Source organism: Rhodoluna sp., from assembly GCF_024641065.1.
Lineage (GTDB): Bacteria > Actinomycetota > Actinomycetes > Actinomycetales > Microbacteriaceae > Rhodoluna.
Genome location: NZ_JAHEDV010000033.1, coordinates 1 through 24,084 on the forward strand (window position 1 = coordinate 1; position 24,084 = coordinate 24,084).

26 protein-coding genes, 1 tRNA gene and 1 other RNA gene are annotated in these 24,084 nt (G+C 51.9%); 7 read left to right on the top strand and 21 right to left on the bottom strand.

From position 1 onward, the window contains the following. The first annotated feature begins 165 nt into the window (after positions 1–165). Positions 166–561, top strand: coding sequence for a hypothetical protein (locus Q0L26_RS05860; RefSeq protein WP_296648660.1), 396 nt, complete (start codon positions 166–168; stop codon positions 559–561). 4 nt (positions 562–565) lie between these two features. Here the strand turns inward: Q0L26_RS05860 and Q0L26_RS05865 are convergent, their stop codons facing one another. From Q0L26_RS05865 to prfB, 7 genes are all read right to left on the bottom strand, one after another. Further along, positions 566–1,216 (bottom strand): trimeric intracellular cation channel family protein, encoded by a 651-nt coding sequence (locus Q0L26_RS05865; protein WP_296648663.1) that lies wholly within the window; start codon positions 1,214–1,216, stop codon positions 566–568. Between the two features lie 60 nt (positions 1,217–1,276). Next, positions 1,277–1,510 carry a hypothetical protein gene (locus Q0L26_RS05870; protein ID WP_296648665.1) on the bottom strand — a complete coding sequence of 78 codons (234 nt, stop codon included), beginning with the start codon at positions 1,508–1,510 and terminating at the stop codon, positions 1,277–1,279. A gap of 153 nt (positions 1,511–1,663) precedes the next feature. After that, positions 1,664–2,032: a transfer-messenger RNA gene (ssrA, locus tag Q0L26_RS05875) on the bottom strand. A gap of 112 nt (positions 2,033–2,144) precedes the next feature. After that, complete coding sequence (smpB, locus tag Q0L26_RS05880; RefSeq protein ID WP_296648667.1) at positions 2,145–2,618, bottom strand: SsrA-binding protein SmpB; 474 nt, start codon at positions 2,616–2,618, stop codon at positions 2,145–2,147. 7 nt (positions 2,619–2,625) lie between these two features. Beyond that, positions 2,626–3,534, bottom strand: a complete 909-nt coding sequence (gene ftsX, locus Q0L26_RS05885; RefSeq protein ID WP_296648670.1) for a permease-like cell division protein FtsX — start codon at positions 3,532–3,534, stop codon at positions 2,626–2,628. Continuing rightward, a complete protein-coding gene (gene ftsE, locus Q0L26_RS05890; protein ID WP_296648672.1) occupies positions 3,534–4,211 on the bottom strand; it encodes a cell division ATP-binding protein FtsE in 678 nt (225 codons plus the stop codon). Before ftsE ends, ftsX begins: the two co-directional genes overlap by 1 nt. A 38-nt stretch (positions 4,212–4,249) precedes the next feature. Next, positions 4,250–5,362: a peptide chain release factor 2 gene (gene prfB, locus Q0L26_RS05895; RefSeq protein WP_296648675.1), complete on the bottom strand. Its 1,113-nt coding sequence runs from the start codon at positions 5,360–5,362 to the stop codon at positions 4,250–4,252. Positions 5,363–5,398: 36 nt separating this feature from the next. On the opposite strand from prfB, the gene Q0L26_RS05900 reads away from it, so the two are divergent. Continuing rightward, positions 5,399–6,574 carry an MFS transporter gene (locus Q0L26_RS05900; RefSeq protein WP_296648678.1) on the top strand — a complete coding sequence of 392 codons (1,176 nt, stop codon included), beginning with the start codon at positions 5,399–5,401 and terminating at the stop codon, positions 6,572–6,574. 7 nt (positions 6,575–6,581) lie between these two features. On the opposite strand, the gene Q0L26_RS07145 is transcribed toward Q0L26_RS05900, so the two are convergent. The 7 genes from Q0L26_RS07145 to Q0L26_RS05930 all read right to left on the bottom strand — a co-directional run bounded on the left by Q0L26_RS07145 (position 6,582) and on the right by Q0L26_RS05930 (position 10,330). Then, the gene (locus tag Q0L26_RS07145; RefSeq protein WP_366518402.1) at positions 6,582–6,929 is read right to left on the bottom strand and encodes a pilus assembly protein TadG-related protein; all 348 of its coding nucleotides are present in this window, start codon (positions 6,927–6,929) and stop codon (positions 6,582–6,584) included. Beyond that, positions 6,926–7,273, bottom strand: a complete 348-nt coding sequence (locus Q0L26_RS05905; RefSeq protein ID WP_296648680.1) for a hypothetical protein — start codon at positions 7,271–7,273, stop codon at positions 6,926–6,928. Before Q0L26_RS05905 ends, Q0L26_RS07145 begins: the two co-directional genes overlap by 4 nt. Beyond that, positions 7,248–7,664, bottom strand: a complete 417-nt coding sequence (locus tag Q0L26_RS05910; protein WP_296648683.1) for a TadE family protein — start codon at positions 7,662–7,664, stop codon at positions 7,248–7,250. Before Q0L26_RS05910 ends, Q0L26_RS05905 begins: the two co-directional genes overlap by 26 nt. Beyond that, the gene (locus tag Q0L26_RS05915; RefSeq protein ID WP_296648685.1) at positions 7,651–7,812 is read right to left on the bottom strand and encodes a hypothetical protein; all 162 of its coding nucleotides are present in this window, start codon (positions 7,810–7,812) and stop codon (positions 7,651–7,653) included. The genes Q0L26_RS05910 and Q0L26_RS05915 overlap by 14 nt, the downstream gene beginning before the upstream one ends. 10 nt (positions 7,813–7,822) lie before the next feature. Then, on the bottom strand, positions 7,823–8,251 hold the full coding sequence (locus Q0L26_RS05920; protein ID WP_296648688.1) for a type II secretion system F family protein: 429 nt from the start codon (positions 8,249–8,251) through the stop codon (positions 7,823–7,825). Positions 8,252–8,469: 218 nt separating this feature from the next. Beyond that, complete coding sequence (locus Q0L26_RS05925) at positions 8,470–9,228, bottom strand: type II secretion system F family protein (protein WP_296648690.1); 759 nt, start codon at positions 9,226–9,228, stop codon at positions 8,470–8,472. Then, positions 9,215–10,330, bottom strand: a complete 1,116-nt coding sequence (locus Q0L26_RS05930; protein ID WP_296648693.1) for an ATPase, T2SS/T4P/T4SS family — start codon at positions 10,328–10,330, stop codon at positions 9,215–9,217. The genes Q0L26_RS05925 and Q0L26_RS05930 overlap by 14 nt, the downstream gene beginning before the upstream one ends. A gap of 97 nt (positions 10,331–10,427) precedes the next feature. Between Q0L26_RS05930 and Q0L26_RS05935 the strand changes: the two genes are divergently transcribed. Both Q0L26_RS05935 and Q0L26_RS05940 read left to right on the top strand, forming a co-directional pair. Continuing rightward, positions 10,428–10,512, top strand: a tRNA-Leu gene (locus Q0L26_RS05935). A gap of 155 nt (positions 10,513–10,667) precedes the next feature. Continuing rightward, a complete protein-coding gene (locus tag Q0L26_RS05940; RefSeq protein WP_296648696.1) occupies positions 10,668–12,395 on the top strand; it encodes an SdrD B-like domain-containing protein in 1,728 nt (575 codons plus the stop codon). A 50-nt stretch (positions 12,396–12,445) separates the two neighbouring features. Here the strand turns inward: Q0L26_RS05940 and Q0L26_RS05945 are convergent, their stop codons facing one another. From Q0L26_RS05945 to Q0L26_RS05955, 3 genes are all read right to left on the bottom strand, one after another. After that, a complete protein-coding gene (locus tag Q0L26_RS05945; RefSeq protein ID WP_296648698.1) occupies positions 12,446–14,563 on the bottom strand; it encodes an alpha-galactosidase in 2,118 nt (705 codons plus the stop codon). A gap of 94 nt (positions 14,564–14,657) precedes the next feature. Then, positions 14,658–15,230 (bottom strand): GNAT family N-acetyltransferase, encoded by a 573-nt coding sequence (locus Q0L26_RS05950; protein ID WP_296648702.1) that lies wholly within the window; start codon positions 15,228–15,230, stop codon positions 14,658–14,660. Between the two features lie 12 nt (positions 15,231–15,242). Continuing rightward, on the bottom strand, positions 15,243–15,899 hold the full coding sequence (locus Q0L26_RS05955) for a uracil-DNA glycosylase (protein ID WP_296648704.1): 657 nt from the start codon (positions 15,897–15,899) through the stop codon (positions 15,243–15,245). Positions 15,900–16,007: 108 nt separating this feature from the next. On the opposite strand from Q0L26_RS05955, the gene Q0L26_RS05960 reads away from it, so the two are divergent. Together Q0L26_RS05960 and Q0L26_RS05965 are read left to right on the top strand one after the other, a co-directional pair. Continuing rightward, the gene (locus Q0L26_RS05960) at positions 16,008–17,306 is read left to right on the top strand and encodes a bifunctional o-acetylhomoserine/o-acetylserine sulfhydrylase (RefSeq protein ID WP_296648708.1); all 1,299 of its coding nucleotides are present in this window, start codon (positions 16,008–16,010) and stop codon (positions 17,304–17,306) included. Positions 17,307–17,333: 27 nt separating this feature from the next. Further along, positions 17,334–18,539: a homoserine O-acetyltransferase gene (locus Q0L26_RS05965; RefSeq protein ID WP_296648711.1), complete on the top strand. Its 1,206-nt coding sequence runs from the start codon at positions 17,334–17,336 to the stop codon at positions 18,537–18,539. Here Q0L26_RS05965 and Q0L26_RS05970 read toward each other — a convergent pair. Together Q0L26_RS05970 and Q0L26_RS05975 are read right to left on the bottom strand one after the other, a co-directional pair. Then, on the bottom strand, positions 18,536–19,669 hold the full coding sequence (locus tag Q0L26_RS05970; RefSeq protein WP_296648714.1) for a glycosyltransferase 87 family protein: 1,134 nt from the start codon (positions 19,667–19,669) through the stop codon (positions 18,536–18,538). The two genes, Q0L26_RS05965 and Q0L26_RS05970, sit on opposite strands and share 4 nt — an antisense overlap. 100 nt (positions 19,670–19,769) lie before the next feature. Beyond that, entirely contained in the window at positions 19,770–20,588 is an 819-nt protein-coding gene (locus Q0L26_RS05975) for an ADP/ATP-dependent (S)-NAD(P)H-hydrate dehydratase (protein ID WP_296648716.1), read from the bottom strand. Positions 20,589–20,634: 46 nt separating this feature from the next. Between Q0L26_RS05975 and Q0L26_RS05980 the strand changes: the two genes are divergently transcribed. Beyond that, positions 20,635–21,714, top strand: coding sequence for an NADH:flavin oxidoreductase/NADH oxidase (locus Q0L26_RS05980; protein WP_296648719.1), 1,080 nt, complete (start codon positions 20,635–20,637; stop codon positions 21,712–21,714). Here Q0L26_RS05980 and Q0L26_RS05985 read toward each other — a convergent pair whose 3' ends face one another. Both Q0L26_RS05985 and Q0L26_RS05990 read right to left on the bottom strand, forming a co-directional pair. Next, positions 21,715–22,752 (bottom strand): hemolysin family protein, encoded by a 1,038-nt coding sequence (locus Q0L26_RS05985; RefSeq protein WP_296648720.1) that lies wholly within the window; start codon positions 22,750–22,752, stop codon positions 21,715–21,717. It lies immediately after the preceding gene. Further along, a complete protein-coding gene (locus Q0L26_RS05990; protein WP_296648723.1) occupies positions 22,745–24,061 on the bottom strand; it encodes a hemolysin family protein in 1,317 nt (438 codons plus the stop codon). Before Q0L26_RS05990 ends, Q0L26_RS05985 begins: the two co-directional genes overlap by 8 nt. Positions 24,062–24,084: the final 23 nt, after the last annotated feature.

A 24,084-nucleotide genomic window follows, 5' to 3' on the forward strand; every position in this document is an offset into this window, starting at 1 on the left:
ACGAAAACCGACAGGGCTAGACCCGCGATTGCATATACGTAGTTCATGTGAGTTCCTTTTGTAGTCTTGATTTGTCGGTGAATCCGACTTACAGTTATTAGTAAAGCACGGGTTTACTTATTTAGTCAAGTAGCCCTAGACAAAATTTGGAAGTAGGTGGTCTGCATGGAGGTCAAAGCCTTGTGTGAGCGTCAAGAAGACGGATGGCTAATTGCCGTTCCGGAGCTTGGCAACTTCAAGACCACCGCCAAGCGCCTAGACAAAGCAACCGAGCAGATCAAACTGATGGCTGCTGAGGTTACCGGCGAAGAGAAGTGCGACATCGTGGTTAAGGTCGAGGCTGTCATGCCTGGCATCATCTGCGACATTGAAGCCGCTCAAGAAAAAATGCGCACTGCCACTCGCCTGCAAGAAGAAGCTTCTAATGAGATTCGTGATGTTGTGAGTCGCATGCGCGACCGCGGCCTAACCATGCGTGATATTGCGGTTCTACTGGGTGTTACTCCGCAGCGCGTGGCCCAATTGGCTCCTTGCACCGAGACTTCTAGCGAAGCCTGCTAAAAAACTAAACTCGCCAGGTTGGCAGACGCCAGCTAAATACGATTGCCGAAATTCTTAGGGCGATCATGATGAAAGCGCCAACGCTTACCGCCCAAATTGCCGGCCATCCGAGTGCATTCATGAGAACAATTAGCCAACCACCGGCGAATGCGATGACCGCATAGGGCTGGTGATCGTTGAACGCACGTGGAATTTGATTGACCACTACATCTCGCAGAACTCCACCGAATACCGGGGTAATGACACCCATAACGACGGCAATGATTGCCGGCATGCCCGCGGTGATTGCAATCTGAGTGCCGCTGGCGGCAAAGATGCCAAGACCTAGTGCATCAGGCCACTGCATAGAACGCTCGGTTGGCTCAAGGTGTCGGGCTCTCATGAACAAAAGCGCGAGTGCACACATGATGAGAATGACCCAGATCCACTCTTGGTGTTCAACCCAGAAGAACGGTCGACGGTCGAGCAAGATGTCCCGCAAGGTTCCACCGCCGAATGAAGCAAGGCCGGTAACGATAGCCATTCCAACTAGGTCAAGTTTTTTGCGAGCAGCCTCGATTAGGCCAGACAGTGCGAATGCCAAAATGCCGACAATTTCGAAGATTTGCAGACCATAGGTCACAAACCATTCGGCGGCGTTCTGGGATGAGTTCATATACCAATGTTAAAGCAAAAGGTGACTCTCACCCTTTCGAGCGAGAGCCACCCTCTCTAACTACTGCAATGTCGTGATTGCCAGCGCAAAGAAAAAAGCTCCGATGCCTAGCAAAGCGAACCCAATGCCAAGACCGACCGGCGAGCCAAAGCCATGCCAGCGCTCTTGATAGTCGAAGCTTTTGCGTCGCATCTTGTCGAGCAGAGGCCTAACCTCTGCATACTCTTCAAGCTGACGCTTTGACTCTTCGTGCTTTAGTTTTTGTTTGGTGATTTTGTCGTTCATTTTCTTCATTTCTCTAATTTGAATAGTGGAATGAAGCTAAAAAATAATTATTAACAACAATGCTTCGAGACAAGGTTACCTGAGGCGATTACTGAATTTAACGCAAAAACCCACCATTTCTGGTGGGCCTTAGCGTATGGGATGACTCGTAGACCGAAGTCTGAGTGGAGATGGGGGGAATTGAACCCCCGTCCAATACAGAGTTTCTGACTCTTCTACGGGTGTAGCTTCAATAAGGTTCTACTCGGCCCCGGCACTAGCTTGAAGCGACATATCCGACGGGCCCAGCCAAAGTGAAAGTCCCGAGCAGCCCTTCGACACAACTACTCAGCAAGATCTCTAAATGACGCTAGGGTTCAGAACGAAATCAAATCTGATCTAACGGACTTCGGGGCTAACTTAAGCAGCTAGGGCGAAGTCGGTGCGTGATGATTTAGCACCTATAGTTTGCAGCGGACATTAACGAGTTGACGCTACATTCTCGACCCGCTTCTTCCAGTTACACATGCACTGTCGAAACCGATCATCCCCATATTTAGTTACCATCAACCCGCAGGCCAAAACCTCTGGCTTTCGTGGTTGTTAAAAGGATAAGCCCCAGCACCCACATTAAGTAGGCCTGAGGCTGAGAGATGACTGTGAATTACCAGTCTTTGCCCTTAGTCGACATCGCTCGCGATGCCTCAAGTGTGTCTTGGCGCTCTTTCAAAGTCTGACGCTTGTCATATTCGCGCTTGCCCTTAGCCAGAGCGATCTCAACCTTGGCTCGGCCATCCTTGAAATAAATAGAAAGCGGAACGAGCGTGTAGCCAGACTCTTTGATTTTGCCCATGAGTTTATAAATCTCGTGGCCGTGAAGCAAAAGTTTGCGACGGCGTCTTGAAGGGCCGTTGTTCCAGGTGGCCTGAGTGTATTCAGGAATATGGACGTTCTCTAGCCAAACCTCGCCGCCCTCGATAGTTGCATAACCATCAACCAGCGATGCGCGGCCAGCTCGAAGCGATTTCACTTCAGGGCCGGTTAGAGACATTCCAGCCTCATACACATCAATAATCAGGTAGTCGTGACGAGCCTTGCGGTTACTCGCAACAACTTTTTGACCACGTTCTCTAGGCATAAGGTTTCTATATTCGCAGGTATCTGCGAATCGCGAGACCAGATGCTGCAGCTGAAAGCAAGATTGCGGCACCAATCAGAATTGGAACAACTAGCAAACCATCAGCAAGCCCTACAAAACTGGTGAACGGCAAACTCTGAGCCAGGTACCCCTGAACAAAGAACTGAACAATCGCCAACACGGCACCGCCGGCCAAGATAGAGCCGATAGTTGCAGCAACAACACCTTCAAGGATGAACGGCAACTGGATGTAGAAGTTGCTGGCACCAACAAGTCGCATAATTCCGAGTTCGCGACGGCGGCTAAATGCGCTTAGGCGAATTGTGGTTGAGATGAGCAGAGCCGCTGAGAAAAGCATCAAAACTGCGATGCCGATTGCAGCAAGCGAAGCGGCATTCAAGATGCTGAATATTTGATCAAGATAACTGCGCTGGTCGCGAACCTCTTCAACACCCGCGACTCCGGTAAAGCTCTCGGTGATGATTTTGCTGTCACGAGCGTCGTTTAGTTTGACCCAAAAGGTCTCATTCAGCTGGTTTTTAGTCACATACTTGGCAACCGCGTTGTCTTTGAATTGCTCTTGGAAGGTCGCGTATGCCTGTTCGTGGTTTTCGAAGTAGAACTTCTCGACGTAGGCGCTCAAAGTATCTGACTGTAGTTTTGCCTCAACGGCAGCCTTGAGGTCATCCGAGGCCTCACCCTGTGGGCACGCATCAGCTGGCGATACATCGCTGCACATATAAATTGCAACCTGGGCTCGGTCATACCAATAAGTCTTCATCTGGCCAATTTGCATCTGCAGAAGAGATGCTGCACCCACGAATGTGAGTGAAATAAAAGTCACCAAAACCACAGAAATGACCATAGAAACATTGCGAAAAATACCCTGACGAATCTCGCTGATTATGTACTTCATTAGTAGGTGCCACCAACTTCGTCACGGATAATTTCGCCGTGCTTCAACTCAACAACGCGCTTCTTCAAACGGTCAACGATTCCGCGGTCGTGGGTTGCCATCACCACTGTTGTGCCATTGAGATTGATGCGCTCAATCAGAGCCATGATGTCTTGTGATGTTGCCGGGTCGAGGTTTCCGGTTGGCTCATCAGCCAAGAGCAGGGCAGGCTTATTCACAATTGCGCGAGCCAGGGCAACGCGCTGTTGCTCACCACCTGAAAGCTCGCTCGGCAGGCGATCAGCCTTGCCATCGAGACCAACCAAACGCAAAACATCTGGCACTGCTTCTTGGATGAATCCCTGCGACTTGCCAATAACTTCGAGACTGAACGCTACGTTCTGAGCCACAGTCTTGTTTGGTAGCAAACGAAAGTCTTGAAAGACCACTCCGAGACGACGACGAAAATAAGGAATGCGACGACTTGGAATACCAACCAGATTCTCACCAAGCACGTGAACTGAGCCAGAGGTCGGAACATCTTCGCGGAGCATTAGTCGCATGAGTGAAGACTTACCTGAACCTGAGGTTCCGACTAGAAAGACAAAATCGCCTTTTTCAATGTCGAGCGAAACTGAGTTCAAAGCTGGCCGTGCCGAACCTTTGTACTGTTTGGTGACGTTTTCGATGCGAATCATGATGAGTCCAGCCTAAGTTCAGGCCGAGGGTATGCGACTTAGGCGCTCTGTTGTGTCTGCTTGCGCCAGCGTATTCCGGCAGCGATAAATCCATCCAAGTCGCCATCAAAAACGGCACCGGGGTTGTTGACCTCGTGCTCGGTGCGAAGATCTTTGACCATTTGGTAAGGCGCCAAAACATACGAGCGCATTTGTTCGCCCCAGCTTGCCTTGACATCGCCGGCGATCTGTTTTTTCTTGGCATCTTCTTCGCGACGACGAATCTCAAGCAAGCGTGACTGCAGAACGCGCATTGCTGCTGCCTTGTTCTGAATCTGGCTTTTCTCGTTTTGACAGCTCACCACGGTGCCAGTCGGAAGGTGGGTGATGCGAACTGCAGAATCGGTGGTGTTAACTGATTGACCACCTGGGCCAGAAGACCTGAACACGTCAATGCGAATGTCGTTTTCTGGGATGTCCACTACATCGGTCTGTTCAATAAGCGGAACAACTTCAACTGCAGCGAATGAAGTCTGGCGCTTTCCGGCTGCACCGAAAGGGCTCATGCGAACCAAGCGGTGAGTGCCGGCTTCAACCGAGAGGGTGCCAAAAGCAAATGGGGCATCGATTTCAAAGGTTGCCGACTTGATGCCAGCGCCTTCGGCAAATGATGTGTCGAGTACTTGAAAAGGCATTTTGTGCTTTTCGGCATATCGCAGGTACATGCGCATCAACATCTCAGCAAAATCTGTTGCATCATCGCCGCCAGCACCCGAGCGAATGGTTATTACGGCAGATCGCGCGTCGTATTCACCATTGAGCAGCGTCTGCACCTCAAGCTCTGAGATCAACACCTGGAGCGAAGCAAGCTCACTTTTGGCTTCGGCCTGTTCTGCGGCATCACCCTCGGCATTTGCCATTTCGATGAGAACTTCGAGGTCATCCAGGCGAGTCTGAACCGATTCAAGTTTGGTGATCATGGCCTGTTTTTGCGAAAGGTGGCTCGTCACTCGCTGGGCGTTCGCAGGGTCATCCCAGATATTCGGGTCAGAGGCCTGTTCTTTGAGTTCTAGAACCTCGGCAGCCAGCTTTGGGGCGTCAACTACTTGGCTGATATCAGCAAAGGTCGAACGCAGCTCGCGTATTTCTGAAGTGAGGTCTAGTTCTGCCATGTCACCCCTAGTTTAGGCGAGAGGGATAATTGTTAGATGCCAGGCAAATCTAAGTTCAAAGTCAAAGAACTTGTCATGCCGGTTTACCTACCGGCAGTGCTTTTCTCAATTGGCGAGGCTGGTCTTATTCCGATCATTCCCGCGAGCGCTGAGCACATGGGTGCCGACCTAGCAACTGCCGGAATCATCGCCGGTTTAGTCATGTTCGGAACGGTCTTGGCCGATTTGCCAGCAGCAAGATTGGTGAATCGACTCGGCGAGCGCAGGTCGATGATTGCAGCGGCTTTTGTTGCTGCTACTGGCATTTTGTTTTCAGTTTTTGCCACCAACATTTTTATGCTCGGGCTGGGAGTTTTCATCATCGGCGGCACGGCATCTGTTTTTGGCCTGGCACGCCACTCCTACATAGCTGAGACGGTTCCCTTTGAGTTTCGCGCTCGCTCGCTATCGATTCTTGGTGGAATGTTTCGCCTCGGAAGCTTTCTTGGGCCGCTGATTGGTGCGGGCGTGATTGCTTGGTTTGGCATTGAGTCGGTCTACTGGATGGCCGTTGTTTTTTGCGGACTGGCCGGAATCACGCTTCTGACAACCAAACCCGAGGCTATGGCCGACACTCCCCCGAACGTTGCCGGTGGAGTTTGGAAAGTTGCTGTCGCGGAACGCCACAAGCTGCTGACCCTTGGAACAGCCTCCGGAATTTTGGCCCTTGCCAGAACAGCAAGAAATATTGGCCTGCCCCTGTGGGCTTTATTCATCGGGCTTCCTGTTGAACAAGCGGCACTTTTGATTGGCCTTGCCGGTGCCCTTGACTTTGCCCTCTTCTATGTGGGAGGTAAGGCAATTGACAAGCGTGGTCGCCGATTCGCCGCGGTGCCGACTCTGGTGGCAATGGGTATCGGGCTGGGTCTAATTGGCTTATCTACCGATGCTTGGTCATTCTTGGCCGTTGCAATTGTGCTTTCGGTAGCTAACGCTATGGGTGCTGGTTTGGTCATGGTGATTGGTGCCGACCTTGCACCAGCCGGTGCCCGCAATGAGTTCTTGGCTGCTTACCGAATATTCTTGGATGGCGGAATCGCTGCAGCTGCGCCAATTCTTTCAGTTCTCACTGCAACCATCAGCCTTGCTGCCGGGCTCACTACCATTGGTGGGCTTTCTGTGTTCGGCGCTTGGTTGATGTGGCGCTACCTACCGCATCACGGCATCAAGTAAGCGACAACTATTCAGATCTAGCTGCTCCATTTGCACATACTTTGATGGGGTGAGAAACAAACCAGCCCCCGAGAGCCAAACTAGTGCAAATCGAAACCTGAACCGTTAGCCCATCTTCGGCCTTTTCTTGGGCTACCTCTAAGCGGTACTTTTCTCCGTTTCGGGCGAGGGCTAAAAACTCGTTGACGGTCATTTGATCTGCAGCGACCGCTAAAGCGGCACCTTCGGCCAAAGTCGTAAGCCGCTTTTGAACCACAAACATTGAACTTCCGAGAGAAATCGCCAAAATCACCAGTGCTGTGAAGAGGGTGGCCCCCAGAGCTAGCGGAGTTATTGAGCCCCGTTCAGACCTCACGGATGCACCATGGTCGCGGCCGCCTTCGCTCTTCCTAAGTTAACTTCGAGAGTGACGACACTGGCCGGTTTTTCGCAATCGGGTTCACAAACTAGATTCAGCGACAAGTTCGATTTCGACTTACTCTCGTCAATGATTTCTCGAGCTGTAGATTCTGGGTCAGTCTGCGACAAAAGGTATGACCGAAGCGAGTGCCGAGCGATTGATTCAGCAGTGATTTGATCTTTTTGTATCGCCAAAACATTCAAACCCGCAATCATCACCAAAAGCTGAAGCGCGAAACCGAAAACTACCAACTCAAGAATTGCCGAACCCGATTCATCTTTGAAGTTCCAAGGCAACAATTGACACCTCCTTGATTTTCAAAGTTTCAGGTAAAAAGCCCAGACCAGGTATCGATGCCGAGAGCTCAACCGTGGCTATTTTGGGCCGAACCGAACCATCTATAAAACAAGCCTGTTCAACATTCCATATTTGCCCGAGCGCCGATTCGGCGAGTTGTTTTGCCCGCAAACAGCCAGATTCGGCATTTTGATCGGCGAGGGCTGAGAATCTAGCGCCTTCAGAGGCACTGTCGAGCAAAATCATCTGCGTAAAGTTAGCAAGCAAAACCGTCACCACTGTGATTGTCATCATGAGCAGCATTGGTGCAACCAGAACAAAATCGATCACAGCTGAACCACGTTCGCTGCGCCAGAAATCTAAGTTGCGCCCCTGCCGTCTAAAAAGCAACAACCTTATCCATTGCCGAATCAAATACGCCTTGCAAAGCTGGCCCGGCCACCGACCACATCAGCACGACCAGCCCAGCCGTCATGAGGGTGATCAAGACCCAACCTGGTACGTCGCCGGTGTCATCACTGAGTAATTTCCTGGTGTTCATTTTTCTCCTTTTATAGATAGTTCAGATTCAGCAGTTGCAAACTGGGATAAATGGCAAAGAGCACGGTCACGGGCAAGATTAGAAAAACCAATGGAATCAACATGCGAGTCTCATTGCGGCCCGCTCGCTGAAGTAATGCATTCTGAAGTTCGTCTCTGGCACTCTTCGCCTGTTCACCCAGCATCTGGGCCAACGGTGAACCTCTATTTATGGCAAGCGCAATTTTGTGAGTGAACTCTTCTACCTGCCGAACCGGCAGTCGTTTAGCGAGTGATTCAAGTTCTGATTCAAAATCGCCACCAAGATTCAAAGCTTGAAGAAACCTGGCAAGCTCGTGACTCACCTGACCTGAGGCCCTCGAAACTAAAAGTTCAATTGCACTTAGCAGACTCATTCCCGAGCTGGTCGCCACCCAAAGAAAATCAATGACATCTGGCATTTCACTTTGAATTTGCGATTTGCGCCTAGAACTAAGTGTTTGAGTTCTGAGAACTGCCGAGAAGGACTTTCGAAGGTTTCGAAATCTGAATTCTTGCAGCTGCGGGCTGAGAGAAAGATCAGGTGAGATTCTCGAAATCAGCGAATTGCTAGCAGTTAGGCTCATCGCTCGCAGAACAAGAGCAATCGCACCAGCACCAATCAGGAAAGCCACGGCGATCATGCGAATACCCGCTCGCCCTGAGGCAGAGCACCTAAAACATGAATCAGTCGGTAAGCAAATAGGGATATCAGGAATCCCAGCAGCAAAATACCCACACCCGACTGAGAGTTATAAATGGCAGCATTTTCAGCGCGCATCGAAAGCATGCCAACAATGAGCCATGGTGCGGCCACTGCAATTTTGGCGGTGCCGACCACCCATCCCTGTTTGGAATCAATTTGGGCTCGCTGTGAAAGGTCTTGTCTGAGCTGCTTTGCCTGAATACGAAGAATCGTGTTGATTGCTGAACCGCCATTTTGAGTAACTAAGCGCAAGGCCTCGAGAAGTCGATCTGAATGCTCATCGCCAAATTCACTCTTTAACCAGTCGAGCGCATCTGCGAGCTGCCAACCTGAATCCAGGCGAAAACTGAAACCCAAGAACGCATTGCGCAGTCGAGTTGGGCCTCGATCAGCGAGTTCAGTTAGGGCATCGGCAACTGATACACCCGAGACCACCGCCGAAGAAATTGCATCTATAACCTCAGGCCAGAGTTTGGTTAACTCGCGCCTTCGCATTCGGGCTCGAGTTGCCAGCATTTCGAGCCCAAGACCTAATGTGCCTAGACCACTGAATAAACCGAGTGGCGCAACACCACTGATTGCCGAAATTACCAAGCCCAAAATCGCCGAAATAAAACACAGCGATAAAAAGAAATCAATCGGTCGAACCCGCTGCAATCCGGCACCCTCGAGTGAAGATCTAAGCCACTTCATCACAAACCTGATCGAAAGGTAGCAACTTGGCAACGGGCTTGGAGCCTGAATCGCGCCCAACTTCAGCGATTTCAGCCACTCGGCGAAAACCATCGGCCGATATCGAGCAGTGCACCACTAGGTCGATGCACGAGGCAACCGCTTGGTCGACGAATTCAGTGGCGATGTTCTGGCCAGCTAGCAGGGGTAGGGTTCTGATTTTCAAAACTGCTTCAGCGGCAGAATTCGCATGAATTGTGCAGGCTCCAGGCATTCCTGAGTTCAGTGCAATTAGCAGGTCGAGACTCTCGGCTTCTCGAACTTCACCAACCACCAGACGATTCGGCCGCATGCGAAGGGCCTCTTTGATCAAACGTCTGAGCGTTACTTCGCCCACGCCTTCAAGGTTTGCCTGACGAGTTTGCATCGCCACCCAGTCACGGTTCGGCAAATTGAGCTCAAAAGTCTCTTCGACGCTCACCACACGCATTTCATCTGGCACTTCGGCAAGCAGTGCGCTTAGCAGAGTGGTTTTGCCAGTGTGCGTTCCGCCGCTGACCAAGATATTCTTGCCGGCTCTTACTGCTTCGCTCAGAAAGAGCGCTTCATCAATACCGATTGCGCCCCTGAGCACGAGGTCACTCAAGAGCAGTGCCTTGCGCGGAAACTTGCGAATATTTATCGCCCAATGATCACGCGTAATCTCTGGGATCACAACATGCAGCCTCGAACCGTCGGCTAGCGATGCGTCAACAAAGGGAGTTGACCTATCTAGGCGCCTGCCGGTGCTCCTCAACATTCGTTCAACCAGTGAAGCCAGCTCACTCGCCGTCATTGAAACAGAGACGACCTCGGCTACACCATTTCTGGCAATTCGAATTTCATTCGGTGAGTTAATCCAAATCTCCTCAACACCTTCGTCATCGAGCAAATTTTGCAGAACGCCGAATCCTTGGATGCTATGAACCAGAGCCTCGCGCACCTGAGACTCTTCAGGCAAAGTGATTTGGCTTTTTTCGATCACTTCATCCATGGCTTTGTCGATAGCCGATTCAACAGTGAGCTTGTCATCAAGGATGAACTGCCGGGTGCGCGCACTCACCGATTGCAGCAAATTAGTCATCGAAGCCCTCTTTTCTTGAAGAAGGTCAATATTTATTCAACTTTTTTGCCAGAACCGAAGTTATCCACAGGAGAGATGGCTTATAGTAATAAGGCATGCGGGAGTGGCGAAATTGGCAGACGCACTGGATTTAGGTTCCAGCGCCGCGAGGCGTGTGGGTTCAAGTCCCACCTTCCGCACCAACAAAAAACCAGACAAGTTCAACTTGGTCTGGTTTTTTTGACTTAACCGGTCGCACAATGTTGGGTAAACCCAGCATGTTCGCTTTTGCGACCATATAGATTGCTAATTTCGTCTAATACTTCGCTATTGCGAATATTCTTTGCACAGACGATTGGTGGCACAAGTGAAAATTCGCGTTCAGAGCAAAAAGGCGCTGACATTCGGCATCCTCGCGTCGGTCTTTTTGGCAATGGCCCCTGCCTTGATAATCGTTGACGAAGCTGATGCTCGCCCAGCAACCAAGGTGACCATTTGCCACCGCACCAATGCAACCACCAACCCTTACCGTCGAATCACGGTTTCTAAGAACGCTGCTGATGGCCAGGGAAACAACGATCACACCTCCCACAACGAGAGCTACAACGATGGCACCACGATTCACAAGGTGTTCAACAAAGACATTACGTATCCAAATAACCAGAAGGACTGGGGCGACATCATTCCTCCGTTCACCAGCGGCAACTCACTTACATCCGGGTACAACTGGGATGAACCTCGCGCGCAGAGCATCTTCTATGGAACCGACGGTTATTTCGGGGTTTGTAAGTCGCTAAACGCTAAACAATACATCGAGGCTCAGGTTTCAAGCCGCCCAGCCGGCGAGACCGAAGCAGATGCAAAAGCTCGCGCGCTTCATGAACTTGACGACATGGGAGCAAACGAAGACGCCGCTTTGAAGTCGGAACTTGGGGGCTCCTTTACCCTTGCTGACCCAGCCGACCTTGAACGAGAGTTGAATGAGTTGACCGTGCCACCAGCCGGCCCAACCCCGCCTGCCGCTATTTCTCAGTCGATTGCCGGAGTGGTTTGGATTGACCTTGACCGCGACGGTGTCGAAGACGAGGGGGAGCCCCGTGCCAAGGGTGTTTCAGTGACCCTGGATGACCCTGCGGTAACTACCGGAATCGCAGCCCGCAGGATTACCGCTCAGTCGACCACCTACATCACCACCGACGAAACCGGCGCCTTCTTATTCACCAGCGTTGTTGAGGGCGAATGGTTGGTCTCGGCAACTCCTCCAGCGGAACTGAGCGTAACCTACGACTCTGAAGGTGCGGCCAGCGATGGCCAGGCCCTGGTGCTTGTTCCTGCAGGTTCTGCTGGTTTTGGTTGGGTTGGGCTTGTAGGTGACGGATCGATTCAGGCTGAAGTTCGTGACCCTCTAAATCAACCAGCTGATACCGAAGTGGTTATTTGCTGGGCCGGGCAAGACAACATCAGAGATAACTCCGACGATGTTTGCTTTACACTGACCCCTACCGGCGGTGAAGTGAACCAGGATGGCTTGCCGGCCGGAAACTACTCACTCGATTCAGTGGATGGAGAGGCTAGCGAAGGTGAATTTACACTTCAATCACTGACCCCTTACACGACTCCACTGGGAAGTGACACTCAGGCCCTATTGCCTCAGGTGATTACTTTTGAACAGCCAAACGATCAATTGCTCGGTGATGGCACTTTGACGATTGCTCCGACAGCTGACTCATCACTCGCGGTTACCTTAACTTCGAGCACCCCGAGTGTCTGCACAATTTCTGGCGGCGTAATTACATTCGTTGCAGCGGGAACCTGCACCATCGAGGCGAGTCAAGCGGGCAACGGAACTTATTCACCAGCCACTAGCGTGACTCGCTCATTCCTTATCTCTGATCCTGATTCGCCAACTCCAGAGGAACCGGTGGATGAGGAAGTAGTGGATGGTGAAACAGGAGCACCTGAAAACCGGAACGAAGTTTTGGCTGACACCGGCGGCACCGACTCAACCCTCTTGCAACTTGCAGCGGGCTTGACCATGATTGCTGCCGGAGCCACGATGCTAAAAACTAGAAGGCGTCGTCACTAAAAAGTGTGAAAAAACCGGTCAGAGTTCGCCCTGACCGGTTTTTTATTCAGCTAGATTCGATCTAATTCAACCAAAATGGCGTTTTCTGGGGCCAGCACAGGCGGTCGCAAACCAACCTTGGCAAGTGCAGCACCGGTTAGTTCTACACCGGTCATCCAGATTGGGTTCTGGCGACCAATGGTGATGCCTGCGCCGGCTGGTTCAACCAAGCGAACTCGGTAGGTAGCTGCCGCGTCAAGACCTTCGAAACGCATGGCGTTTGGCGTGATGCTAGGGGTTGAGCGCAAGGTCGCCAGGGCAAAGATTGCTCGAGACTTGTCATGCGACACAACACCGTGAACGAATGCGCTGTCGTCAGGCTGCTCAACTCGCACCATGCGGCCACCGTGCAGCAACGCACGGTTTTGCTTGTAATAAGCGGCCCAACCCTTGAGAGCAGCGCGCTCTTCATCTGTGGTCTGGGTTAGGTCCCATTCAAGTCCCGCGTGACCAAACAGAGCGGTAACTGCTCTGAAAGCCAATTCGTGAGTTCTGAAAGTTGTGTGTGCATGGTGCGGCCCGATGTGCGAACCGAGCATTTCAGGCGGAATAGCGAATTGGGTGTAACGCTGAATGTACTGACGCTCCAACGCATCATTGCAGTCAGAGGTCCAGAAACGATCAGCGTGCTCAACCATTCCGAGATCAATGCGGCCACCACCCGAAGCACAAGACTCAATTTCAAGCCCCGGATGACGTCGCTTGAGCTCGTCAAATAGGCGATAAATTGCTTTGGTTTGCTCCCGAACAGCAGCCTTGCCAAAGTGAGCCGCCTCGGTGAGAGTGCGATTGTGATCCCACTTGATGTAGTCAATTTCGTATTCACAAAGAATTGCATCAACCTGACCAAGAACGTGCTCAAAAGCCCCAGGATGTGTGATGTCTAGCACCTGCTGGAGTCTGCCAAATGGCGGAATGCGGTTGCCAACCTGGAAAATCCATTCTGGGTGGGCGCGGTAAACATCCGAATCAGGGTTGACCATCTCACCCTCGAACCAAAGCCCGAACTCCATGCCGCGTGCCTTCACAACGTCAATAAGTGGCTTCAAGCCGTCAGGCCAGGCATCCTTGCTGACTATCCAGTCGCCAAGTCCAGACTTGTCATCGCGCCTTGAACCAAACCAACCATCGTCAAGAACAAATCGTTCAACGCCAATTTCTTGGGCCACATCAGCAAGCGCGGTTAGCTTTTCTAGGTTGTGATCAAAGTAGACAGCCTCCCAAACATTAAGGCTGAGCGGGCGCGGGCGCACTGTGCTCGGGTGGTTTGGGCGCGATCGCAACCAACGGTAGTGGCGATCGGTAATGCCGTCGATGCCAACCTCGGAATGTGCAGCAATAACTACCGGCGCTTCATAGGTCTCGCCGGCGGCCAAAATTACCTCACCCGGCTGCAAAAGCTCGCCAGCCGCCATGGTGGTTCGGCCGGTGGCCATTTTTTCAATCAGGTGGCGAGTGTTGCCGCTCCACTGCAGACCAAGCGACCAAACTTCACCCTGCTGGTAGCCGGCTCCCGCAGTCATCGCCAACTGCACGATGGTGTAATCGTGGCCAGAACGACCCTCGCGGCCTTCGCGGGCCCAAGTTCCAACCTGAATCGGGCGTCGCTGCGGCTGACGCTCTTTAACCCAACGACCGGTGAAATCCATGGTTTCAGCTGCGTAATCAGGCAGCGGCATGAAGGTGGTCAGTGCATCTAGTGAAAAGTCACCAGCACCGGTGTTCTTTACGCTCTGCGAAATCTTTAGAACTCCGCCAGAGGCAAACTCAAACTTTACGGTGAGTTCAAGGCCAGCTTGCTCATCGGCACTGCGAACGAATAGAGAGTTTTCAGTTGCAGAAACCTCGACAACCTCAAACTTTTGTGACCAGTCCAAGCCGGCACGGTGGCCAAGCAATGCTGGGCGACCGAGAAAACCGCGGGCATTTTCGCGCCAAACGCCAGGGTTCTGATAATCGTCTAGGTCACCGTGAGGAACAGCCTCGCGAGTCGCATTAATAAAGTCTTGTTCATTGAAACCCTGGCCGAGGCTGGCTCCCCAGTGCAAAACCACGGGAGTACCGGTTGATAAGTAAACCACAATTGAAGCGCCGTCTGACTGCAGGTTAAAGAAGGTTGCTTGCGACATAGATTTTCTCGATTTCTAAAGCGTTTACAGCGAGATTCCATTGTTCCAAACAAACCGACTGCTATGTCAGCAAACGGCAATTAAGTGACGATTTTTACAAACTTTTTTGCATCAACACGGTGCCCAGCCAGCGGCCAAACTTAAAGCCAACTTTTCCGAGGTGACCTTGGTGCTTGAAGCCAAAGTGTTCGTGAAGGGCAATTGATGATTCAGCGCCCTGATCTGAAATTACCGCGACAATTTCACGCGCACCTGCTGCCTTAGCCTGATCAATAAGTTCAGCCAGCAACTTGGTTCCAACGCGTTTTCCGATTGCCGCTGGTCTCAAATAAATTGAATCTTCAACCGTGCGTTTGAATGCCGACTTTTGTCGCCAAGGAGCTACGTAGGCAAAACCCAGAGTCTGGCCGCCACCCGATTTAGCTACCAGGAACGGCATACCAAGGCTTTGAATCCAGGCAAATTTTTCTCGCCACTGCTCAATTGACATCACGTCTTCGTCAAAGGTGACCACCGAGTTGCGAATGTAATAGTTATAAATCTCGGCGCATTGAGGTAGGTCGGCCTCAACCGCGGGGCGAACCACAACCTCGTTTGAATCGGGTTGAGCACCCTTGGCTTTTTTGGCACGAACCAACCGCCAGCGTGATTCGGAATCTAGAGGCATCTATTCACTTTCTCAACAAGCCCAATCAATCGACTTCAAACCAGCCTGTTGCAAGGCATCGTTGGTTCTAGAAAACGGCTTCGAACCAAAGAAACCTTTTCGGGCAGAAAGCGGGCTCGGATGAGCCGAAGCAATCACAACGCAATCGCAGAGTGCCTGTCGAAGTTCTTGGGCCTGCGCACCCCAAAGTATGGCAACCAGGTTTCTACCCAACTGACGATTCAGAACGCGGATAACCCGGTCGGTGAACTCAGCCCAACCCAGATCTGAGTGTGCGCCCGCTTCAGAAACATCGGTGGTTAGGTGCCGATTCAGCAGCAAGACTCCCTGAGCAGACCACTTGGTTAGATCACCGCCAGCTGAAACAGTTCGACCAATGTCGTCACGCAATTCGATCATGATGTTCTTCAAACTTCGCGGCAACGGATTTGTTCCCTGCGCCACTGCGAATGAGAGCCCGATGGCGTGACCGGGTGTTGGATACGGATCTTGCCCGACGATCAGAACCCGAACATCCTGAAGCGGCAACTCAAATGCGCGCATGATTTTAGAAAAATCAGGAACAAACTCTGAACCGTTGCTGCGCAGTTTTGCCTCGAGTTTTTCGAGTGAAGGCTGGGTGTCTGCGAGCGCAATTTGCCAACTCTGATCCATCTGCTCGAACAACATGGTTCAAGCATATGCTCATTCGATTACCTTCTGTTGCTTGCACTGTTTCATCCGTGTGAATTTGCTCGTACGCTTTAGACAATCGCAATGTAAATGGAGGAAAGCATCATGAGCACTGACCCAAACAACTGGGGTTTTGAAACTGCACAGATTCACGCCGGTGCAGCACCAGACCCAACCACAAACGCACGCGTAACCCCGATTTATCAGACCACGGCATACACGTTCAACTCATCTGAGCACGCCGCCAAACTGTTTGGGCTAGCTGAATTTGGCAACATTTATACCCGAATCATGAACCCAACCCAGGATGTAGCCGAAAAGCGCATCGCAGCACTTGAGGGCGGAACCGCTGCCCTGTTGCTGTCATCAGGTCAGGCAGCTGAGACTTTTGCAATTTTGAACATTGCACAAGCCGGTGACCACATTGTTGCGTCTTCGTCAATCTATGGCGGCACCTACAACTTGTTCAAGTACACCCTGCCTAAATTGGGCATCAACACAACTTTTGTTGAAAACCAGGATGACCTTGCCGAGTGGGCAGCGGCAGTTCAGCCAAACACCAAGGCGTTCTTTGCTGAGACCATCGGCAACCCAACCGTTGCCATTCTTGACATCGAAGGTGTTGCCAAGGTTGCTCACGACAACGGTGTTCCACTGCTTGTCGACAACACCGTTGCGACCCCTTACCTAATTCGCCCACTTGAATTTGGCGCCGACATCGTCATTCACTCAGCCACCAAATTTTTGGGTGGCCACGGAACAGTGGTTGCCGGAGCGATTGTTGACGGCGGAAAGTTTGAGTGGAGCAAGTCAGACAAGTTCCCTGGCCTGACCACTCCAGACCCGTCATATCACGGCGTGAACTACACCGCTGCACTAGGCGATGCCATCGCTTACATCATCAAGGCTCGTGTTCAATTGCTTCGCGACATTGGTGCCTCGATTGCTCCGGCAAGCGCTTGGCAGCTTATCCAGGGCATTGAGACCTTGAGCTTGCGTGTTGAACGACACGTTGCAAATGCGCAGAAGATTGCTGAGTGGCTAGTTAAGCACCCGCAGGTTGAAAGCGTGAACTACGCGGGTCTTCCGACCTCGCGCTGGTTTGATGCTGGCAAAAAGTACTCGCCTAAGGGTGCCGGTGCAATCGTCTCATTCGAGATCAAGGGTGGAGTGGCAGCCGGAGCAAAGTTTGTAGATGGCTTGAACCTATTTAGCCACGTGGCAAACATAGGTGACGTTCGATCATTGGTAATTCACCCTGCTTCAACCACTCACTCGCAGCTGACACCAGAACAACAGCAGAGCTCAGGCGTTACCCCTGGCTTGATTCGCCTATCTGTTGGTCTTGAGTCGGTTGATGACCTGATTGCCGACCTAGAAACAGCGTTCCAAGCAGCAAAGTAGGTTGAAGCCTTATAGGCTTAAACCTCTATGGAATTCCAAACGCCCGAGGACACCGTCCCGTCATCTTTCATCACGGATGAGCTCAGCCGACAACTAATCGGCCGCCCACCCGCGACCGGAGCATGGCGAGACGGTGACCCGGCCGGAGACCGCCAGTTCGCGCCCCTTTCAAACTTCAAACTTGAGAGCGGGCGTGTTCTTGCGTCTGCGCGAATTGCATTCGAAACCTATGGCGAGCTGAACCACGAGCACTCGAATGCTGTTCTAGTGCTTCACGCACTAACCGGAGACTCACACGCTGCCGGGCCAGCTAGCAAACAGCACCCGACCGAGGGCTGGTGGACCGACCTTATTGGCCCGGGACTAGCTATCGACACTGACAAATATTTTGTAGTCGTGCCAAACATCCTTGGCGGTTGCCAGGGTTCGACCGGGCCTTCTTCACTCGACACCAATGGCCGCGAATTTGGCGCGATGTTCCCGTATCTAACAATTCGCGATCAGGTCAACGCACAGCGCGAGTTTGCACACACCATCGGAATCAAAAAATGGTCGGCCATCATCGGTGGCTCGATGGGCGGAATGCACGTTCTTGAGTGGGCAATCATGCACCCGGCTGAGGTTCAAAAGATTGCCGTAATTGCCGCACCTGCTATTTCAAGCGCTGACCAAATCGCGCTCAACTCAGTGCAGATTGAAGCGATTAAGACTGACCCAAACTTTAATGACGGCAACTATTACGACGCCAAGGCTGGGTTCGGGCCGCACCGCGGTTTAGCCCTGGCTAGGCGTATGGCCCTGATCAACTACCGTTCACCGGGTGAACTTAACGATCGATTCTTGCGCAGCTGGCAATCAGGGGTTAGCCCACTTGGTGGCGGCGGCAGGTTTGCGGTTGAAAGTTATCTAGATTTTCACGGCAATAAGTTCACACGAAGATTCGATGCCAACAGCTACATCACGCTAGTTGAAGCCATGAATTCACACGACGTTGGCCGTGGTCGAGGCGGCGTGGCCGAGGCACTATCGACTATCAAGATTCCGAGCCTGGTAGTTGGCATTACAACAGACAGACTCTTTCCGATTCAAGACCAGCAATTGATTGCTGATCACATTGGTGGCCCATTGGTTGGTGGCGAACTTCGAGTGATTGAGTCTGCATATGGGCACGACGGCTTCTTGATTGAGCGCGATATTGTAGGCCCAATGATTGCTGAGTTGCTTGGGGCTTAGCGGCTAATCGCTCCTTCACCAGTTTTCGACTTGCTCAGGCCTGAGAGTTTGATGTTGGCCCAAACTAAGAAGCCAATCAGCAACAGGTTTCTCACGGTTAGCAAACCAATGCTGGTCCAGCCCATACCCATCAAATCAAGGTAGAAAACTGGGTAAATCAAGTTGGTCAAAAATGCCAAGGTTAAACCTGTGATTGTCGCGAAGCGCCATCCGTGTTGTTTGAAAATAATCAAAGCAATAATGGGCACCGCAAGCCAGCCTTGAAATTGGGGTGAACCAACCTTGTTGAAAACAATTAGGTCGAGCACAGCCGTTAGCGCGGTGGCAGCAAAAATACTGTTTCGGTCAACCCCAGCCCGATAAGCCTTGAATGCCAGCCCAGCGGTGATCAAAAATGCCACCAACATCGCAGGATTCATTAGCGAGGCAATCAATTCGACATTTTGGCCGTGCATCTGATTGGTCAACATCACCTGGTCAAAATAAATGTAGGTGTCTGGAACCCCCAATTTTGAAGCCCAAAGCCAAATAGTTGCGATTGGCGCCTCAACCTGGATTCCGCGATTTCCCTGCATCGTGAAGAAGCTGAACATTGAAGCATCTCCCCCGAGCGCCCAACCCGCGGCCAAAATTGTGGCTGAGGTTGCAATGCCGAGCAGAACAATCATTTTGCGTGCCTTATCAGCCACGAAAACGGCAAGTGCGGTCGCGATTGGCCAGATCTTGATCCATGCGCCAAATGTGAACAAAATTACCGCGGATCGAATGCGCCCAGCACTCAGTGCCAAAACACCAAAAAGCGCTACTGCTGTTGCCACTGCGTCAATTCTTGCAATGGCAACCGGGCCGAGCAAAAAGATGAATGCCAGCCAGAACCAAGCTGCGGTAAACCTTTGGCGGCCACTTCGGCCAAACTGAACCAGGGTCAAGATGGCCATGGTGTCGATCACGGTTAACAGCAAGATCCAACCGGTGAGCACATTGCCGCCAGCCAGAAGTAGGCCAAGCACTTTGGCTAAAACCATGGGTATTAGCGCCGGAAAAGGGTAAACCCAGTCACGGCTAATGCCCAAAACTTCAAAGCCAGGTGTTGTGTCAAGCCACCAACCATAGAGGCTTACATCTGCCATCGGTGATACTTCACCCCAAAGCGGAAGCAGCATTAACAAAAGGGAGTGAACTGCAATAGACCCGACTACTAGCGGAAAGGTCTTCACTAAAGCGATTGGTTTAGTCGGCACGATAGATCTCACCAATCACCAATCGAATCGAGTTGGCCACATCGAGTGCGGTGATCGGGCCGTTGGCAGACGCAATTTCGGCCGCACGCGAGTGCACCTGCACCGCAGCAGCAGCTACCTGAATAACGGTTAGCTCACCCGAGATGATTTCAGCAGAATTGGCAGCCAGCAGAGCACCCAAAATTCCTGCCAAAACATCGCCCGTGCCAGCCGTCGCCAAAGCCGGTGGGCCGGGCGGGCAAGACCAAAAATCTGTGCCGTTTGAAATCACGCTTTGGTGGCCTTTGAGCAAAACAGTTTGACCAGTGAGATTGGCCGCGATTTCAGCAAATGCTGCTGGGTCGGCTTCAATTTCTGGGCGTTCACACGGATGCCCGAGGCGGTTCAAAAGCCTTGCCAGTTCGCCGGCGTGGGGAGTCAAAACACAGACAGCCTCAACCAGTGAGAAATCAACCAGGTCAAGAGCAGCAGCGTCAAGAACCATGAGTCCGGGTTGCCTAATTAGAGTTTCGATTCTCGGCAACTGATCACCCGGATCGGTCGAAGAAACTCCTGAACCGACAACCCAGGCCTGCGCCCTTCCGGGTTGAATCACTGTCTCTGGGCGAGTTTCTGTAACCAGATTGCAGACTTCAGTCGGCCCCAAATAACGAACCATGCCTATGCCAGTTCGCATCGCGGCTGTCACGCCCAGAATGGCTGCGCCTGGGTACTCAGCCGAACCCGTGACAAAACCAACCACACCACGCGAATACTTATCGTCTGATGCTCGTGCTGGCTCGATCACGGCTTTTAACAGGTTCTGCACTTGAATAGACTAACTACCAAGTGTTGACTGCCAGAGAAAGACCTTGATGACCAAGCTATTTGAACCGCTTCAGATTCGTGAGCTTGAGATAAAAAACCGCATTTTCATCGCCGCAATGTGTCAGTACTCTTGCGACAACCAAGACGGCGTTGTTAATGACTGGCACATGGTTCACCTTGGTTCACGAGCCGTTGGCGGTGCCGGCCTAATCATCACCGAGGCAACTGCGGTTAGCCCTGAAGGTCGCATTTCACCTTGGTGCCCAGGTATTTGGAACTTCGAGCAGGTAGCCGCCTGGGCGCGCATCAATAAGTTCGCTCACGAGCAAGGCGCAATGACTGCAATTCAGCTTGCTCACGCGGGTCGAAAAGGCTCGATATATCGTGAATGGTCAGGCGAGGGCACAGTGCCAATTGAAAAAGGCGGCTGGACAACACTTTCATCAACCAACAAGGCTTTCGACGGTTATGACGCACCCCGCGAGTTGTTTTCACACGAGGTAAACGACTTGGTTGCCGACTTTGCGACTGCGGCCAAGCACGCCATGCTGGCTGGTTTTGATGCTGTAGAAATCCATGCAGCTCACGGTTATCTCATTCACCAGTTTTTGTCGCCACTAACTAATAAGCGCAAGGATGAATACGGTGGCTCGCTTGAGAATCGTGCTCGGTTCCTGATTGAAATCGTCGAGGCTATCCGTGAAGAAGTTGGCCAACGCATGCCGATTTTCGTTCGATTCTCGGCCACCGATTACAAAGAACGCGGCTGGGATCAAAAACAAACAGCTGAGGTTGCAAAATGGTGCGCCGAGGCCGGTGCCGATCTATTTGACATCTCTAGCGGTGGCTTGATTACCGGGGTACAGATTCCGACCGGCCCGGGATATCAGGTTCCTATTGCTGAATACGTTGCCGATCAGGTTGACCAACCAGTCGGAGCCGTTGGTCAAATCACCACAGGTGCACAGGCCGAGCAAATCTTGCAAGACGAAAAAGTTGAAGTCATCTTAATTGGCCGAGCTAGCCTGCGCGACCCTTATTGGCCGTTGAGAGCTGCTCACCAGATGGGTGTCGAAGTCGAGTGGCCAAATCCTTATCGTCGTGGAAAGTTTCCTGAAGGCGAGTAATTAGCGCTGAGTTGCGTCGTTTACTTCGCCAACCAGCTCTTCGAGGATGTCCTCAAGGAACAGAATTCCTACAACTTCACCGGCTTTATTGAATGCTTTCGCCATGTGAGCGTGAACACGGCGCATGCTGGCTAAGGCGTCTTCAAGTTCCATCGTCGCTGGAAGTGAAATCAGAGACCTGACGCGTTTGGCCGGGAATGCATCTCTAAATTCGTCTTCTCGAAGATCAATAACATCTTTGAGGTGCAGGTAGCCAACAAAATCACCATCAGCATCAGTCAGCGGATATCTTGAGAAACCATGCTTTGCAACCGCCTGCTCGATTTCAGCAGGAGTGACCGAATCGACAAAGCTGATCAAGCTGGCGGTTGGAACAGCAACATCCTTGACCTGTTTCTCGGTGAATTCGAAAGTGTTGGACAAAGTTCCAGATAGGTCTGATAGCGCGCCCTCGCGAGTCGAATGTTCAACGATGTCTTCAACCTGGTCGAGCGTGTAGGTGCTGTTGGCTTCATCCTTGGCATGAACACCAATAAGCCGAAGCAGCGAGTTTGCTGCCCAGTTCAACGCAACCACTATCGGGCGAACCACCATGGCCACGCCGTAAAGCACCGGAACCAGAACTAGAGCTGCGCGTTCAGGCACCGAGAACGAAATGTTTTTAGGAACCATTTCACCGATAACCACGTGCATGAAAGACACCAAAACTAGCGTGATTGCAAATGCTAAACCTGTCTGCAATTCGTGCGGCACCCCCGTAGCTTCGAGCACCGGCTCAAGCAGGTGGTGAACTGCCGGCTCGGCAATTATCAAAATCAAAAGCGAGGCAATGGTTACACCTAGCTGCGATGTCGCCAGCATCAGAGCCACTTTCTCCATGGCCCTAATGGTGATTTTTGCCGGCCTGCTGCCAGCCTCTGCTCTTGGCTCAATCTGTGCACGTCTAGCGCTAATCACAGCAAATTCGGCACCAACGAAGAACCCGTTGACCAGAACCAAAATCACAAACCAAAGAATGCCCATCCAGTCGTTAGACATTTTGCACCCCTTCAGCCTCAGAAGTTGGGGTGAATCTCACACGGTCTACGCGACGGTCATCCATGCGTTCAACGCGCAAGATGCCATCTTCAATTTCAACCTGGTCGCCAACAGCAGGAATGCGGCCGAGCTTGCTCATCATGAAACCAGCGACGGTTTCATACGCTCCGTCAGCAGGAACCTTAATTGCCATCTCGCGAAGCTCATCTGGGCGAATCATGCCCGGGAACAACACCGATGAGTTTGCACCGCGCGTGACTCCAGCTTTGGCGCGGTCATGTTCGTCGGCGAGTTCGCCAACCAACTCTTCGACTAAGTCTTCGAGGGTAGCTAGACCCGCGGTGCCACCATATTCATCAACCACAATTGCTAGTTGCAAACCCTTGGCACGCAGGTCAACCATCAAGGCCTCAAGGCTCATAGTTTCGGGCACTCTCGGTGCCTCAACCATGATGGCTGAAACGCGTACTTCATTTCGCTTTTCGCGAGGCACAGCGACGGCCTGCTTTATATGTGCCACGCCAATAATGTCGTCTGAACCACCGTCAACAATCGGGAACCTCGAGTGGCCGGTTTTTACCGATGCCTGAATCAAGTCGGTCATGGTGGCCGATTTATCTAAGATGTGCATTCTTGGGCGAGGAGTCATTACATCAGCAGCAACCAGCTGGCTAAGTGCCAATGTTTTGGTTAGCAAAGTGGCGGTTTGAGCGTCAAGAGCGCCGAGGCTAGCTGAACGACGAACCAGCGCCGATAGCTCTTCGGCAGTTCTGGTCGAACTCAACTCTTCTTTCGGCTCGATGCCAATTGAACGAACGATGGCGTTGCCAAGTTTGTTCAAGACAAAGATCATGCCGCTGAAAATCCAGGTGAAAACGATTTGAAAACCCACCACAAATTTGTTGACCTGCAGCGGAATCGTCAGTGCCAATTTTTTAGGAACCAATTCACCGATCAGGGTTGAAAACAGGGTGGCAATAAAAAGGCTCAGGGCCAGACCAACACCATCGAGCATTGATTCGCCAATGCCCAGACCAATCAAGACAGGCTTCAAAAGTGAGGTCAAAGCTGGTTCTGCGAGAAAGCCAGTCAACATGGTGGTGAGAGTGATGCCCAACTGCGCACCCGAGAGGTGAGTGCTGGTTTTAGTCAGTGCGCGAATCGAATTGCTAAGACCTCGCTCGCCGCGTTCGCGACGGGCCTCTAGGTCGCTGCGCTCAAGATTGACCAGTGAAAATTCACTGGCAACAAACAGCCCGGTGCCGATGGTGAGAACAATGCCCACCCCGAGCATTAGCCAATCATTCATCGGGTAATCACACCCGTGAATCT